At 68.0% G+C, this 15202-nt stretch carries 14 protein-coding genes; 4 read left to right on the top strand and 10 right to left on the bottom strand.

Features of this window, described 5'->3' with window-relative positions; genetic code table 11:
• Positions 1–13: 13 nt before the first annotated feature.
• Both CA982_RS21170 and CA982_RS21165 read right to left on the bottom strand, forming a co-directional pair.
• On the bottom strand, positions 14–808 hold the full coding sequence (locus CA982_RS21170; protein WP_086537158.1) for a class I SAM-dependent methyltransferase: 795 nt from the start codon (positions 806–808) through the stop codon (positions 14–16).
• The gene (locus CA982_RS21165; RefSeq protein ID WP_086537157.1) at positions 789–1451 is read right to left on the bottom strand and encodes a DUF5336 domain-containing protein; all 663 of its coding nucleotides are present in this window, start codon (positions 1449–1451) and stop codon (positions 789–791) included. The genes CA982_RS21170 and CA982_RS21165 overlap by 20 nt, the downstream gene beginning before the upstream one ends.
• 230 nt (positions 1452–1681) lie before the next feature.
• Between CA982_RS21165 and CA982_RS21160 the strand changes: the two genes are divergently transcribed.
• Positions 1682–2335 (top strand): TetR/AcrR family transcriptional regulator, encoded by a 654-nt coding sequence (locus CA982_RS21160; RefSeq protein WP_086537156.1) that lies wholly within the window; start codon positions 1682–1684, stop codon positions 2333–2335.
• Between the two features lie 15 nt (positions 2336–2350).
• On the opposite strand, the gene CA982_RS21155 is transcribed toward CA982_RS21160, so the two are convergent.
• The 3 genes from CA982_RS21155 to CA982_RS21145 form a co-directional block, all read right to left on the bottom strand.
• Entirely contained in the window at positions 2351–2971 is a 621-nt protein-coding gene (locus tag CA982_RS21155; protein WP_086537155.1) for a nitroreductase family protein, read from the bottom strand.
• 83 nt (positions 2972–3054) lie between these two features.
• Positions 3055–3465 (bottom strand): NUDIX domain-containing protein, encoded by a 411-nt coding sequence (locus tag CA982_RS21150; protein ID WP_086537154.1) that lies wholly within the window; start codon positions 3463–3465, stop codon positions 3055–3057.
• The gene (locus CA982_RS21145; protein ID WP_086537153.1) at positions 3462–4937 is read right to left on the bottom strand and encodes a carboxyl transferase domain-containing protein; all 1476 of its coding nucleotides are present in this window, start codon (positions 4935–4937) and stop codon (positions 3462–3464) included. Before CA982_RS21145 ends, CA982_RS21150 begins: the two co-directional genes overlap by 4 nt.
• 148 nt (positions 4938–5085) lie before the next feature.
• Between CA982_RS21145 and CA982_RS21140 the strand changes: the two genes are divergently transcribed.
• Positions 5086–5550, top strand: coding sequence for an SRPBCC family protein (locus CA982_RS21140; protein WP_086537152.1), 465 nt, complete (start codon positions 5086–5088; stop codon positions 5548–5550).
• On the opposite strand, the gene CA982_RS21135 is transcribed toward CA982_RS21140, so the two are convergent.
• The 4 genes from CA982_RS21135 to sucC all read right to left on the bottom strand — a co-directional run bounded on the left by CA982_RS21135 (position 5534) and on the right by sucC (position 8947).
• Complete coding sequence (locus CA982_RS21135; protein ID WP_244176413.1) at positions 5534–6070, bottom strand: RDD family protein; 537 nt, start codon at positions 6068–6070, stop codon at positions 5534–5536. The genes CA982_RS21140 and CA982_RS21135 overlap by 17 nt on opposite strands.
• On the bottom strand, positions 6067–6774 hold the full coding sequence (locus tag CA982_RS21130) for a hypothetical protein (RefSeq protein WP_086537151.1): 708 nt from the start codon (positions 6772–6774) through the stop codon (positions 6067–6069). The genes CA982_RS21135 and CA982_RS21130 overlap by 4 nt, the downstream gene beginning before the upstream one ends.
• 92 nt (positions 6775–6866) lie before the next feature.
• A complete protein-coding gene (gene sucD, locus CA982_RS21125) occupies positions 6867–7769 on the bottom strand; it encodes a succinate--CoA ligase subunit alpha (protein ID WP_004020100.1) in 903 nt (300 codons plus the stop codon).
• Between the two features lie 14 nt (positions 7770–7783).
• Positions 7784–8947, bottom strand: coding sequence for an ADP-forming succinate--CoA ligase subunit beta (gene sucC, locus CA982_RS21120; RefSeq protein WP_086537150.1), 1164 nt, complete (start codon positions 8945–8947; stop codon positions 7784–7786).
• A gap of 438 nt (positions 8948–9385) precedes the next feature.
• Between sucC and CA982_RS21115 the strand changes: the two genes are divergently transcribed.
• A complete protein-coding gene (locus tag CA982_RS21115; protein ID WP_086537149.1) occupies positions 9386–10552 on the top strand; it encodes a M23 family metallopeptidase in 1167 nt (388 codons plus the stop codon).
• Positions 10553–10919: 367 nt separating this feature from the next.
• Here the strand turns inward: CA982_RS21115 and CA982_RS21110 are convergent, their stop codons facing one another.
• Positions 10920–13421 carry a UvrD-helicase domain-containing protein gene (locus CA982_RS21110; RefSeq protein ID WP_086537148.1) on the bottom strand — a complete coding sequence of 834 codons (2502 nt, stop codon included), beginning with the start codon at positions 13419–13421 and terminating at the stop codon, positions 10920–10922.
• 218 nt (positions 13422–13639) lie between these two features.
• On the opposite strand from CA982_RS21110, the gene CA982_RS21105 reads away from it, so the two are divergent.
• Positions 13640–15196 carry a hypothetical protein gene (locus CA982_RS21105; protein ID WP_086537147.1) on the top strand — a complete coding sequence of 519 codons (1557 nt, stop codon included), beginning with the start codon at positions 13640–13642 and terminating at the stop codon, positions 15194–15196.
• Positions 15197–15202 lie beyond the last annotated feature (6 nt).

The raw sequence follows: 15202 nt of genomic DNA, 5'->3' as shown, positions 1-15202 counted from the left end.
CAACCGGCGGTCGTCAGCGCATCCGGCGAAAACACGCCACGGCGGTCTGGCCATCGTCTCCGAGAATGATGTCGGACCCAGCAGGCGCGCCGCCGCCGCGGACCACCTGCTCGGCTTGAGCCGCGTTCATCTCGATGAGCAGCTCACCGCCCACGACGAGCCACTCCCGGGCACCGGAGATCAACGCCGTGATGTGGTCGAGGCCGTCGGGGCCACCGAGCAGCGCCCGGTGCGGTTCGTGGTCCCGGGCCTCGGGCGCCAGCAGTCCGAGCGCCTCGTCGGGGACGTACGGGGGTACGGCGGCGATCACGTCCAGGCGGCCGCGAAGGTCGTCCGGTAGTGGGTCGAGTCCGGCACCGAGATGAATACCGGTACCGTGCGGCAGGTTTCGACGCGCAAAGCCGAGAGCGGTGTCGTCGGTGTCGACGACGCGCAGGCCGACGTCGGGGACAGCGGCCGCCACCGTAGCGGCGATGGGTGCGACGCCGCAGAACGCCTCGAGCACGAGCGGGGACCGTCGCCTCCGCGCCGCGGCGACTGCGGTGCGTGCCAGCAGCAGTGAGCGTTGCCGCGGCACGAAGACACCCGGGCCGACGCGCAACCGCAGGTCGCCGAAGCGCACCCACCCCAGAAGATGCTCGAGCGGCTCCCCCGCCGCGCGACGCGCACACAGTTCGTCGAGTTCGGTTGCGCCGGTGGCCTGGTCGCGAAGCAGTGCGGCTTCCTCTTCGGCGAAGACACACCCGGCACGACGCAGGAGACCGACGACCGGATCGTCGGGACCGTGGTCAGGAGTGGTGCGCGTCATCCTTCTTCAGACCGTACAAGAAGGCGGCCGCGACCAGCAGCGCCACCTGCAGGAAGCCCAGGATCAGTCCGACGATCGCGCCGGCGCCCAGATCGAGGAACGGCGGTGTGATCAGGGCCGCGGCGAACAGCGCCAGCCACGCGGCGACGCCGACGACCGCCAGGAACGGCAGTGCCCTGCGATAGCGGGGAACCAGGACGAACGTCGCCGCGATGCCCACGACCCCGAGCGCGATGAAGAACTTCCCGGGGTTCAGGACGATCTCGTAGGAGAAGAATGCGGGGATCCCGCCCTGCCCCTCCTCGAAGTCGGCGCCCCAGCGGTTGAGTTCCTCCTCGGCTCCCGCCGACACCGAAACCCAACTGAGGAAACCCATGAAATAGGTGACGATCCCGGCGAGCGCGGAGGCCAGCGCGAAGATCACCGACAGGTCGGCGCCCGGGCCACGGGACGGCTGTGGTCCCCACCCGCCACCGGGATACGGGTGCTGTGCGTCGGGACCCCACTGCGGGCCGGGCAGGCTGCCGGTGCCGGGATGGTGGACGCCGGTCTGGTCCTGGTTGCCGGCGAAACCTCCGGTCGGCGGCCCCTGCGGGACGCCCGACCACTGACCACCCGGATGCTGGGGTTCGCCTGGATTCACGATGCGCTCCTCGTCTTGCCGCGGGAGTCCGCCCGCGCCGTTCGGACTGATCTGCGCTCGCCACCCGGCGCACGATCTGGCGCAAGACTAGGCCCTGCCGGCGCCCGCACGCACCGGTCGGCCGACTTTTCATTCGACCGGGTCACCGGTCACGATGCGTGATGCCGGTGGCCCGACCGGGTCACGCGCCATCGCCGGTTGCGCGCCGGAACGCGTAGAGTGCGGGATCGATGTCCGCGACGCATGAACCGCGCGAGGACGAATCGGAAGCCACGAATCGTCCACCGACGCGCCGAACCCAGGCCAAGGCGGCCCGTCGTGCCGAATTGCTGTCCGCCGCCGCCCATCAGATGGCCGAGCGCGGGTTCGCCGGGGTCCGGCTGGAAGACATCGGACGGGCTGTCGGGGTGAGCGGACCGGCGATGTACCGCCACTTCTCCTCCAAGACCGAGCTGCTCGACGAGATGCTCATCGACATCAGTCAGCGACTCCACGACGGCGGCAGCGAGGTCGCCGACCGCGGCGGCTCCCCGTCGGAAACACTGGTCGCGCTCATCGGCTTTCACATCGACGTGCTCGTCACGCGGCCCGACCTCATCACGGTGCAGGATCGCGACCTGCCGTCGATGACCCCGGCCGCCAACCACCGGGTCCGACTGCTGCAGCGCCGCTACGTGGAACGGTGGGTGGATGTGCTCCTCGCCGTGACCGACGAGACCGGCCTGACTCTCGGTCGCGAGGAGGCACGCGTGCGCGTGCACGCGATGTTCGGGCTGCTCAACTCCTCGCCTCGCCTGCCCGCCTTCGACCAGCACGGACTGCGTCGACTCCTGACCGCGATGGCGCTGGCAGCGCTGCGGTGCGAGGTGCTGGACCAGGCGTGACCCGGCACCTCCTGATCACCAGCCGTCGATGTGGAGGACCGAGTCGAGAGGCTTCCGCGGCGCGGGCTTGAAGTCGGTGCCCTTGCTGTACGCCACCGGCAGCAGCACACCCTGATGGATGTTGTCCGGGATGCCGAGGAGCTCGGCGATCTCCTTCTCGTAGTTCAGGTGAAGTGTTGTCCACGCCGACCCGAGGCCGCGGGCCCGCAACGCCAATTGCAGACTCCAGGCACCCGGCAGCAACGAACCCCAGACGCCGGCCTGATTGCCCGCCGGCAGATCACCACCGGTGTAGATCGCACCGATGACCAGCACCGGAACCTGACCCATCGTGTCGGCGAGGTATTGGGCGCTCGATGCGACGCGTTTGCCGGTCTCGTCCCGCGGTGCCTGGCCGGAGTAGTACTTCGCGAACGACTGCGCATAGTAGTCCGCGACCTTCTGCTTCAGCTCGGGGTCGGTGAGCACGATCCAATGCCAGGTCTGGCTGTTGCTGCCGGTCGGCGCCTGCAACGCGACCTCGAGCGCCTCCTTGACCACGTCGAGCGGCACGGGACGGTCGAAGTCGAGACGCTTGCGCACCGAGCGGGTGGTGGTGAGGAGTTGGTCAGGGTCCAGGGGCAGTAGATCGGTCATCTCTCCATCCTGCACAAAACCACTCTCGTGCACCACGTCGCCCCCATTCGGCAAGCTGCCGTCCGCGCCGGGTCGGTGCGGGGTCACGGCGACTCGGGTGGCAGTGCACCGGCCTGTTCCAGGTACTCCACCAGCCGGCTGGTGACTTTCGCGGTGCGCACCTGGGCCGGTGTGAAGAAGGCCGCGTCGGCGGCGTCGTCACCGGGACGCAGTTTCCCCGAACGGATCTCGGCCCGGAAGTCGTGCACCTCGTACACCCGTCCGTCGCCGACCGGGATCTCGAGCTGAATGGCCGGTTCGCCGACCGACACCGCCAGACCGGTTTCCTCTTCCACCTCGCGCACCACCGCCTCTTCGAGCGATTCCCCTGGCTCGACCTTGCCGCCGGGCAGGCTCCAGTGCCCCGCCGACGGCTCGTTGCGGCGCAGGATCAACAGGATTCGGCCATCCGCGTCGGTGATGAGTGCGCCGACGGCCACCACGCGGTCGGTCATCGGGCGTCCGCCGTCGGCACGCGGGTTCGCGCCTCTGTGTCCGGAACCGGCGAAGCTGCCAGGTACCGGCCGATCTCGGCGCGGATCGCCGGTAGCGCTTCGTCGTCCGATCCGGCATCGACGACGAGGTCGATCATGCCCTGCGCCGCCAAGCGACCGGCGAGAATGCCCTGCCGCGAGGCCATCTCACCGGCGTGGTCGAGATCACGATGCGCGATGAGGCTCGCACCCTCGGGCGGCAACGGCGACAACCAGGCATCGCCGCGCGCGACTCGGAAGTCCGCGGGGAAGAGCGCGAGCGCCGCACCGCCCGCACCCTGACCCAGCAACACGGAGACCGTCGGCACCGGAACGGTGATCAATTCGACTGTGCAACGGGCTATCTGCGCCGCAAGACCACCCTCCTCGGCGACGACGGACAGCTCGGCGCCGGGGGTGTCGATCACGGTGACCACCGGAAGCCGTAGATCCCCGGCCGCCAGGATCGCCCGGCGCGCCTCGCGCAGGTGCCGGGGACCCGGCAGGTCACCCGCCGCCTGCGACGTCCGGTCATATCCGACGACCAGTGCGACGTGTCCGTCGAACTCACTCAGCGAGAACCGGAGTGGCCCGGCGTCCGACAGCGGTGCCGAGTCGCCGTGCGCCAGGAACTCGACGAGTCCCGCACGCTCGGGCTCCCGGGTTGCGCGCACACACGCCCAGGCGTCGTCCGGCTCCCCCGAACGCGCGCGTCGCGCACGTACCCGGATCGAGCCGGGCGGGACCACCGCGTCTTCCCGAGCGGCGAGGAGTCGTAGCACCGCCGCGAGGCGGTCGCGGAGGTCCTTCGGCGCGACCACGTCGTCGACAACGGTTGTGCGGAGCAGATTCTCGGCCGTCTGGACATCACCGGGGAACGGCTCACCGTAGAGGCCCTCGTAGACACGCGGCCCGAGGAAGCCGATGAGCGCTCCGGGCTGCGCCCAGGTGATGTGCCCGAGCGACCCCCACGAGGCGAACACACCGCCGGTCGTCGGATGTCGCAGGTACACCAGGTAGGGCAGCCCCGCGGCCTTGTGGTCGGTGACGGCACCGGTGATCGCGACCATCTGCAGGAACGCCGCCGTCCCCTCCTGCATCCGGGTGCCCCCCGACGCCGGGAGGGCCAGCAGCGGAAGCCGCTCACGCGTCGCGCGCCGCACCGCGGCGACGATCCGGGTCCCCGCGTCACGACCGATCGACCCGGCGAGGAAGTCGAACTCACTCAGCACCATAGCCACTCGTCGCCCACCGACAGCGGCGACGCCGGTGCTGACCGCTTCGTCCGACCCGCTCGTGCCGCGGGCGCGTTCGAGTTCGGCGGCGTAGGTGTCGTCAGCTCCGTCCGAGGTCGCGGCCGGCTCGCCGACCGGAGCGTCCCACGACTCCCACGTGCCGTCGTCGACGAGCATCTCGCGGAGTTCCGCGGCCGTGAGCCGTGCCCGTTCACCCATGCCTCACACCGTATCCCGCCGAGGGCGGGCGGCCCGCGCGCCTGGTCGGCCGCTCGAGGCGATGATATCGGTCGGCCCCGGGTGTCATACTCTCGTCAGCCCGACATCCCTTCCATACTCCAACCGACCGATCTCATCCGGGGGCCTCATGTCCGACACGTTCCGCATCGCCCGATCCATCACCGTCGACGCGCCGCCCGAGGCGGTGCTGCCGTACCTGACCGACTTCCGGCAGTGGGTGCACTGGTCGCCGTGGGAGGGCGTCGATCCGGACATGACGCGCGACTACTCCGGCGCGGACCACGGCGTCGGGGCGAAGTACGCGTGGTCGGGCAACAAGAAGGCCGGACGGGGTGCCATGGAGATCACGCGCGTCGACGAGCCCCGCGAGGTCGAGGTGCACCTCGAGTTCGAGAAGCCGATGAAGACCACCAACACCGTCACCTTCGAGCTCGTTCCCCAGGGTCGGGCGACGCGGGTGTCCTGGACGATGGTCGGCCCGCAGTCGCTGTTCAGCCGCGTCGCCGGACTCTTCGGCATCTTCGACAAGTTGCTGGGCAAGGACTTCGAGAAGGGGCTGACCCGACTCAAGGCGGTCAGCGAGAGTAGATGACCCGGGTGCGCAGGAGAACATCGGCCACCGACCGACGACGCCGGTCGACCACCACCCATACGAGACCTATCGCGAAGAAGGTGCACAGCAGTGCGCGCAGCACCGCGATGGTCGGCCGGATACGGGCCCCTTCCGAGTTGACCACACGCAGGCCCATCACGACCGACCCGAACGTGCGTCCGGAGATCTCCCAACACGTCGCCAGGTAGAGGACCGCGACCAGCACGAAGCCGGTCGTCGTGAAGATCAGATTCACCTCCGGCAGCGAGAATTCGCCGACCGAGAGGACGAACTTCATCAGGGACAGCCCCGCGTAGGCGGCACCGAGGATCGTCCACACGACGAGAAGGTCGAGGAACGAGGCGACACCCCGGCTCACGATGCCGGCGTTCTTGTCCCGGTCCTGCACCGCATGGGCCTTGTGCACGGGCGGGAGGCCGGGCGCCGCCGGCGGCGTCGGGGCCGGTGTCGTCGGAGCCGAATCATCCACCGGCCCGGTCGGTTTCGGTTCGGCGGTCATCGAGGCTCCCCGGCGTCAGGAGCAGCCTCGACGGTCGCGCCGCGCCGGCGCAGGAACCGGTTCACCGCGTTCGCGACGGCGTCGTCGGCGCGTTCGCTGGTGCTTCGCACGTCGGTCATCACGTCCGCGGTCACCGAGGTGCTCGCCTCGCGGATGATGTCGGGGAGATCGACGCCGTCGATGATCTCCTCGGCGAGCCCGATAAGATCGACCCGCCCGAGGATGGCGTCGATGTCGATCCGCGCGGCGATCGCGTCGATGTCGATTCCGGTGGCGACGGAGTCGAGATCGACCTTCCCGATCACCGCGTCGAGGTCGACGAGGTCGATCGCCGCATTCAGGTCCACCTGTGCCACAGCACGATCGAGATCCACGGTGGTGATGACCTCGTCGATGTCGATGAGAGCGAGGACCTCGCCGATGAGGCGCTTGAGGTCGACATGGGTGAGGACGAGGTCGGTGAGGTCGACCTCCTCGACCAGGGCGTCGACCACCTCGCGGATGACGACGCCCAGAACGGCTCGCGTCGTCGAGACCACCACGGTGACAGCGGTGTCGGCGGCTTCGGCCAGCCGCACGCGGACGGACCCGATGACCCCGCCCGCGAGGGGCAGACGTTCGGCCACGTCCGCCATCACCCCCGCGAACCGCAGCGACTCCCCGGCGAGCTGGGAGATCGCGCCGCGCCGCGCCCGGGAGTCCACCGACGAATTATCGCATGCGGGATCGGGGCCGGTCGGGCCACGAAAAAACCCGAGCGGGCAGACCCGCTCGGGTTCTTCGGTTCTCGTGTGCCTTACAGAGCCTGGTAGAGCTCCCGGGCCAGCGAGGCGGTCTCGGACGGCGTCTTGCCGACCTTGACGCCCGCGGCCTCGAGGGCCTCCTTCTTGCCCTGGGCGGTACCCGCACCGTCCGAGACGATGGCTCCCGCGTGGCCCATCGTCTTGCCCTCGGGGGCGGTGAAGCCCGCGACGTAGCCGACGACCGGCTTGGTCACGTTGGCCTTGATGTACTCGCCGGCCTTCTCCTCGGCGTCGCCGCCGATCTCGCCGATCATCACGATCAGCTTGGTCTCGGGATCCTTCTCGAACGCCTCGATGGCGTCGATGTGGGTGGTGCCGATGACCGGGTCTCCACCGATGCCGATGGCGGTCGAGAAGCCGAGATCGCGCAGCTCGTACATCATCTGGTAGGTCAGGGTGCCCGACTTCGAGACCAGACCGATCGGACCCTTGCCGGTGATGTTGTTCGGCGTGATGCCCACCAGCGCCTCACCCGGGGTGATGATGCCGGGACAGTTGGGCCCGATGATGCGGGTCTTCTCGCCCTTCTCCACGTTGTAGGCCCACGCGTAGGCGGAGTCCTGCACCGGGATGCCCTCGGTGATGACCACGAGAAGCGGGATCTCCGCGTCGATGGCCTCGATGATGGCGTCCTTGGAGAACTTCGGCGGCACGAAGGCGATCGAGGTGTCGGCCCCGGTCTCCTTCATGGCCTCGGCGACCGATGCGAACACCGGCAGCTCGACGTTGTTGCCGTCGGCGTCGACGTGCGACACGGTGGTGCCGGCCTTGCGCGCGTTGACACCACCGACGACGTTGGTGCCGGCCTTGAGCATCAGAGCGGTGTGCTTGGTGCCCTCACCGCCGGTGATGCCCTGGACGATGACCTTGTTGTCTTTGTTCAGAAAGATCGACATATTCCGTGGCTCCCTTACTTGCTCGCCAGCTCGGCGGCCTTGTCGGCGCCCGAGTCCATGGTTTCGGCGAGCGTGACCAACGGGTGGTTCGCATCGGCCAGGATCTTGCGGCCTTCGTCGACCTTGTTGCCGTCGAGGCGGACGACCAGCGGCTTGTTGGCGTCGGACCCCAGCTTCTCGAGAGCACCGACGATGCCGTTGGCGACGGCGTCACATGCGGTGATGCCACCGAAGACGTTGACGAAGACGCTCTTGACCTGCTCGTCGCCGAGGATGACGTCGAGACCGGCAGCCATGACCTCGGCCGAGGCGCCGCCGCCGATGTCGAGGAAGTTCGCGGGCTTCACGTTGTTGTGCTTCTCACCGGCGTAGGCGACGACGTCGAGGGTCGACATGACCAGACCCGCGCCGTTGCCGATGATGCCGACCTCACCGTCGAGCTTGACGTAGTTGAGGTCGTTCTCCTTGGCCTTGAGCTCCAGGGGATCGGTGGCGTCGCGATCCTCGAACTCCTCGTGGCCGGGCTGACGGAAGTCGGCGTTGGCATCGAGGGTGACCTTGCCGTCGAGGGCGAGGATCTGATCGTCCGGGGTGCGGACGAGCGGGTTGACCTCGACCAGGGTGGCGTCTTCGCCGACGAAGACCTCCCAGAGCTTCGAGATGGTGACCGCTGCGGCGTCGAGCACCTCGGCAGGGAGGTGACCCTGCTCGGCGATCGAGCGCGCGGTCTCCAGGTCGACACCCTTGACGGCGTCGACGGCGACCCTCGCGAGGCGCTCGGGCTTGGTCGCGGCGACCTCTTCGATCTCCATGCCGCCCTCGACCGAGCACATGGCCAGGTAGGAGCGGTTGGTGCGATCGAGCAGGAAGGAGATGTAGTACTCCTCCGCGATGTCGCTGGCCTCGGCGACCAGCAGCTTCTTGACGACGTGGCCCTTGATGTCGAGGCCAAGGATGTTGGAAGCGTGGGACTGCGCGTCGTCCGGGGTCGCGGCGTACTTGACGCCGCCTGCCTTGCCACGCCCGCCGGTCTTGACCTGCGCCTTGATCATCACGGGCTTGCCGATTTCCTCGGCGATCGCCCGCGCATCGGCGGCATCATCGGTCACCCGACCGGGTGTGGTGGGAACCCCGTGCTTGGCGAACAGTTCCTTCGCCTGGTATTCGAAGAGATCCATTCAGCTCACCATCTCGTAGATTTGCCCGCGCAAGGGTGTAATGCGGGCCATATCGGACTTTAAACCTGTCGTGAATCGCCACCCCGCGCGCACCCTGCGCTTGTGCGACAGATCACTCGCTCGGTCGGTCCTCACAGTATTGGCGACGCCGTGTGCGGGGAACACCCTCGCGGTGCGCCCATGAACTGCACCGACACCGCTCGCCACCGCCACGCCGGCCTCACAGGTTGAATGTGCTGTAGTGAACAGCAGATTCGTCAACTTCGAGTGATGTCGGGAACTCCTGTGACTCAGCTCACAATATCCCGGTTTGTCGCTTTCTACGGTTGGACTTGCCGCAATCATTTCGTTACCGTCGGCTCTCAGGGTTGGTCACAGAAGGATTACGGACGGTAACGTCGAAATCCGCCAACGACGAGATGCGCAGCAAGAGATGAGGTGGACGATTTGGCGGGACTCGGTGTCTCACGCGGATCGGGCCGCGTCCGATCGGGCGGGTTGATCGATGATGTCAGAGCGGAAGAGATGACCACGATCATCCCCATCGTCGACACCGACGAGGCCGCCGAGTACGACCTCAGCGACTACGACTTCGATTTCGCCGACTCCGCCGACACCCGCGAGTCCTCCGACGCCGGCTGGACCCCGTCGTCGTGGCAGGGCTACTACCGCCCCACCCGCTCGGAGATCACTCAGGACATCCTGATCCCCGAGCACGAGTTCGATCAGTACGAGCACGACGAGCCCTTCGATGTCGACGGCGCCGAACTCGACGTCTTCGACGGAGGCGAACTCGACACCCTCGCCGATGACGATCTCGACAGCGACCCCGAACACCGGCCCTTCCGGACCAATCCGGCCGGCCAGCGCGTGCGCCGCGGCGGCAAGCACCGCATCGCTGCACCCCCGAACGCCCTCAAGGGCGGACGCACCGCTCTCATCGCCATGGCGGCCGGCGCAGCCGTTGCCGCCGTCGCTCAGGTCGGCACAGGCGACGAAGCGCCCGCCCCGGTGAATGCCGCCGCCGTCAACGACGCGTCGGCCCAGGGCGCCGCACCGGTCGAACTCGGCCCCGGAATCGCCGCTGCGACCGCACAGACCGACCAGATGAACGTCTTCACCAACCAGCTGGGTGTGGGCGCCAAGATGGCCGCAGATCAGGATCGCCGCGAGGCCCTCGCCCGGCGCCCGCTCTTCACCTCGCCGATCCCGCTCGGCAGCTACGACTTCACCTCGGCCTTCGCTATGCGCTGGGGCACCATGCACGGCGGCATCGACATGGCCGCACCGCTCGGGACCCCGATCCACGCGGCCACCGATGGCGTCGTCATCAAGGCCGAGCCCGCCTCGGGCTACGGCCACTGGGTCCAGGTCCGAGCGGCCGATGGAACCGTCACCATGTACGGCCACATGGCCTCCTCCGGCGTCCTGGTGCACGAAGGCCAACGCGTCACCGCCGGCGATGTCATCGCACTGGTCGGCAACGAGGGCTTCTCGTTCGGCCCGCACCTGCACTTCGAGGTGTGGAAGAACGGCAACACCAAGATCGACCCCGTGCCCTGGCTCGCCGCCCATGGCGTGAAGCTCTCCGGTTACACCGGCTAGCAGGCGCTCGCCCGCACGTCCCTCGCAGCCGCGGTCGCCGGACCCTTCGTGACGCGCCCTCCGCAAGCTCCGGGCGCTCCTCAGGGAGCGGAGGGTGACGCAAGCTCCGGGCGCTCCTCAGTACCTGCGGCCTGGCGGCCGTCGTGCACGACGACAGAACAGTTGCGCTCCGAGCGTGCCCACTTCACTGCTCCCTGAGGAGGCCGGAGCCTGCGGAGGCCGTCACGAAGGGTCGTGGCGAGATGCGTCGCCAACCCTTCGTGACGCAGGGAGCGGTGGATCAGCAGATCTCTCGGGCTCGGCATCAGGGGCTTTGCGGTTCTTTCGGATCAGGGAGCAGGGGTGGGTCCGACCGCGGGGCCCTTCCCTAGAGCTTGTCCCCGGGGATCCCGCCCGCGGTGAGGAGCGTGACGCGTCCCGCACTGCCGCCGTAGTCGATCGTGACGCGCTCGGTGGCGCCGCTGCCTTCTTTGGCCACGACCTTGCCCATCCCGTACTTCGGGTGGTTGTGCCGATCGCCGATGTCGAGCTGGACCTGCTTGTTGCGCCCACGGGCCGGATCCGACGAGTACGACGACCGACCCCGCCCCATCGACGAACCGCCCGAACCGGAGAACGCCCCGTCGCGGCCGAACACTCCGCCCGAGGACCCGCCGAAGCCGCGTGCGGAGCGTCGGGGTTCGGTGCGGCGCCAGTCGATGAGATGCTGCGGGATCTCTTGCAGAAAGCGGGATTCCGGATTCGACACCGGCTGGCCCCAGGACGCTCGGGTGACCGATCGGGTGAGGTAGAGACGCTGCTTGGCGCGGGTGATGCCCACGTACGCCAGCCGGCGTTCCTCGCTCAACTCGGCCGGATCGCCCAGCGCGCGCATGTGCGGGAAATGCCCGTCCTCCCAGCCGGTCACGAAGACGACCGGGAACTCCAGCCCCTTGGCGGTGTGCAGCGTCATCATGGTGACCACACCCTCGCCTTCGTCGGGCACCTGGTCGGCGTCGGCGACGAGCGAGACGCGCTCGAGGAACGCTGCGAGCGAACCGGGTTCTGGCTCGCCCTCGCGGTCCACCTCGATCTCGGGGTCGTCGGCGTCGGCATCGACCTGTGCGGCATCGGCGCTGAATTCCCTTGCCACGGCCACGAGTTCGTTGATGTTGTCGAGACGCGCGCCGTCCTGCGGATCGTTGGAGGCCTCGAGTTCGGCACGGTAGCCGGTGCGTTCGACGATCGCGTCCACGAGTTCGCCGATGTCGGCCGACTCCTCGGTGGCGTCGAGGAAGGCCACGTCGGCGTCTTCGGTGCCCGCCTCGCCGAAGTGGGTGAGGAAGTCCGATCGCAGTCCCTCGATGAGCTCGACGAACCCGCCGATCTGCTTGACGGCGCGTGTGTTCAACAGTGCGACCTTGCCGTCGGCCGCGTCCATCAGTGACTCGTAGAAGCTCCGGCCGGTGTTCTCCGAGTGCACGGCGACGCAGGCTTCCGCGCGGTCGCCGATGCCGCGCCGCGGGGTGTTGAGGATGCGGCGCAGGCTGACCGAGTCATCCGGGTTGGCGACCACCCGCAGGTAGGCCACCACATCGCGCACTTCCTTGCGCTCGTAGAACTTGGTACCGCCGACGACCTTGTACGGGATCCCGTGCCGGACGAACACTTCCTCGATGGCGCGCGAACCGGTGTTGGTGCGGTAGAACACGGCGACGTCGGAGTATTTGTGGCTCGACGAACCGCCGATCGAGTAATCGGTGAGCTCCTCGATCTCCTTGGCGATGAACGTCGACTCGTCGCGGTCGGAGTCGGCGACGTAGCCGACGATGAGCTCGCCGTCGCCGGAGTCGGTCCACAGCCGCTTCTCGCGCCGGTTCGAGTTGCGCGCGATGACCGCGTTGGCGGCCGACAGGATCGTCTGGGTCGATCGGTAGTTCTGTTCGAGCAGAACGGTTTCGGCGGACGGGAAGTCTCGCTCGAACTCCTCGATGTTGCGGATGGTGGCACCGCGGAAGGCGTAGATGGACTGATCGGCGTCGCCGACGACGCACAGTTCGGACGGTTCCAGACCGCTCGCGGTGGTCTGCTCCCCCACCAGTTCGCGGATGAGCACGTACTGGGCGTGGTTGGTGTCCTGATACTCGTCGACCAGAACGTGGCGGAACCGGCGCCGGTAGTACTCGGCGACCTGTGGGTGCCGGTGCAGCAGCGCGACGGTCTCGCCGATCAGGTCGTCGAAGTCGAAGGCGTTGGCGGCGCGCAGGCGACGTTGGTACTCGGCGTAGATCCGCGCGATCGTCGTCGAGGTCGGATCGTCCTCGGGCGCCGAGGCCAGTGCCTCGTCGGGCGAGATCAGTTCGTTCTTGAAGTTCGAGACGGCCACCGACACCCCACGCGGGCTGAACTTCTTGGGGTCGAGATCGAGGTCGCGGATGACCATGCCGAACAACCGCTTCGAGTCGTCGGAGTCGTAGATGGAGAAATTGGAGTTCATCGACTCGAGCAACCCCGACTGCGCACGCAGGATGCGGACACACGTGGAGTGGAACGTCGACACCCACATGTAGGCGGCACGCGGACCGACGAGATCGATGACGCGCTCGCGCATCTCCGCAGCGGCCTTGTTGGTGAACGTGATGGCCAGGATCTGCCCGGGGGTGACATCGCGCGCGGCGAGCAGGTAGGCGATCCGGCGGGTCAGCACCGCCGTCTTGCCCGAGCCGGCGCCCGCCACGATCAGCAGCGGTGCGCCCGCATGCAGCACCGCGGCGCGCTGTTGCGGGTTGAGACCTTCGAGCAGGCGCGCGACCCGATCGTCGGCGGCCGCACCCGAGGAAGCGGCACCCGCGCGACCGGCGAGAAGAGGGGCAGAAGAAGAGCTGTTCATCGGTTGTCCAGGTTACCCGCCACCGCCGACAGACCCCCGTCGGCCGGTCCGCTCGGTCCCGGTACGAGGTCCACCGAACAGTCGACCGGCCCCGTGGGTTGAGGCCCCGATCGCAGTCCCCCGCGGCTAATATGACGCCGTACCACCGGCTCGGGGTGCCCTGTCTGCGAACGAACTCGCATGCGGCGACGCCGCCCCGGCGAGCAGGAAGAGGCGCCATGAAGAGACCGTCCATTGTCCCCGCCGCCATCGCCCTCGGTGTCGGAGCACTGGCCCTCGTCATCGCGCTCGTCCTGTCGTTCGTGCCGTTCAGCAGCGCGGGCACCGTCGAGCCCACGCCCGCCTTTCGCGCGCAGAAGAGCCTCGACGAGGTGCTGTTCAAGATGGCCACGAGTCCGGCGGCCAAGTTCACCGGCCGGGTCACCTACAAATACGACGACGAGCGCGGCGAGGGAACCGTCGAGTTCGACGACCTGATCGTCACCACGTCGAACACCGCCGAGGGCACGATCACGCTCGGCTCCCAGCAGGGCGAGTACCGGCAGATCGGCAACAGCCCGTTCATCAGCGCGCCCGGCGCCCTCTGGACCGAACTCCTCGTCGACGCCGAGAAGACGAACCTCGACACCGGGCCCCTGGACAACAAGTGGGCCTCGACCCGCTTCACCAGCATGCCGCGTCTGGGCACGATCCTCGGCCCGGACAACCTCGCCGGCGACATCGGCAACATCGAAGCCGGCGACGCACCGGCATTGGGGGCCGAACTCCCGGCGCCCAACAAGGGCACGCCCGATGCCCGTCGCTGGCCGACCACCGACCCGCCGATCGAGTTCGTCGGTGACGACAAGGTGAAGATCGGGGCCTGGGAGGTCACGTTCGATCCGGAGACGAAGAACGTCACCAACGTCAAAGGCCAGAGCGTGCAGGGCCCGGTCACCTACGACATCGACGCGGCGGTCAGCCTGCAACCGGCCGACCAGGCCCAGAAGGTGTTCGCCAACCAGCGCGCACTCGTCTCGGACCTGGTGTCCGTGCCCGCTCCCGGACTGTGGATGAAGCAACCGGTGGTGTCCTCGCGGCAGACCGGCGCCTGCACCACCTCGTCGTGCGCCTTCGACTACACGGTGCAGGGCAGCCCCTACACCGACGATGTCCGCGGACACTTCAACTATGGTCTGACGCTCAACTTCGCGGTCGGCAACCGACCGCCCGGAGCGCTCGGCGGTGAGTGCAAGGTGGTCCTGCGCGTGGACTTCGGCCGCAACGGAACCACCCGGTGTGCGGCCACCAACCTTCCGCCGGACACCAACATCGCGTCGCGGTACAGCTTCACCTACCTCGCGTTCATCGACTCGACCGAGACCGAGCTGAACGATCTCATCGACAACAACGAGAAGCAGACCAACACCGAGATCGTCTATGTCCGTACCGGGAACAAGGAGCCCGCGCAGGCCCGCTTCGGTGCCAGCGTGACCGGCCTGCCGAGCTACTACGCGATCAAGCGCGGCGACTACGTCTTCGACGGCATCGGTACCGACGGGAACTTGCACATCACCTTCGGTGAGGGATATCGAGAGCACATCACCGGCGGCACCTTCGATCCGTCCTGGGAGGGCACCGAGGTGCTCCGCAAGCAGATGCAGCAACAGGTCACTGCGGCCGGCGACGCAAAGGTCGTCTACTTCGTCGCCGAGGAAGAGACCGCGTCGGCCCTTCGCGCCCTGATCGCCGCGGAGAACCAGAGCGACAACATCTCCGCCTTCTACTACGACTAGTCCGGG

The sequence above is a fragment of the Gordonia lacunae genome (assembly GCF_002149015.1).
In the GTDB taxonomy this organism is placed as follows: domain Bacteria; phylum Actinomycetota; class Actinomycetes; order Mycobacteriales; family Mycobacteriaceae; genus Gordonia; species Gordonia lacunae.
This window is presented reverse-complemented; position numbering and strand designations above follow the sequence as displayed.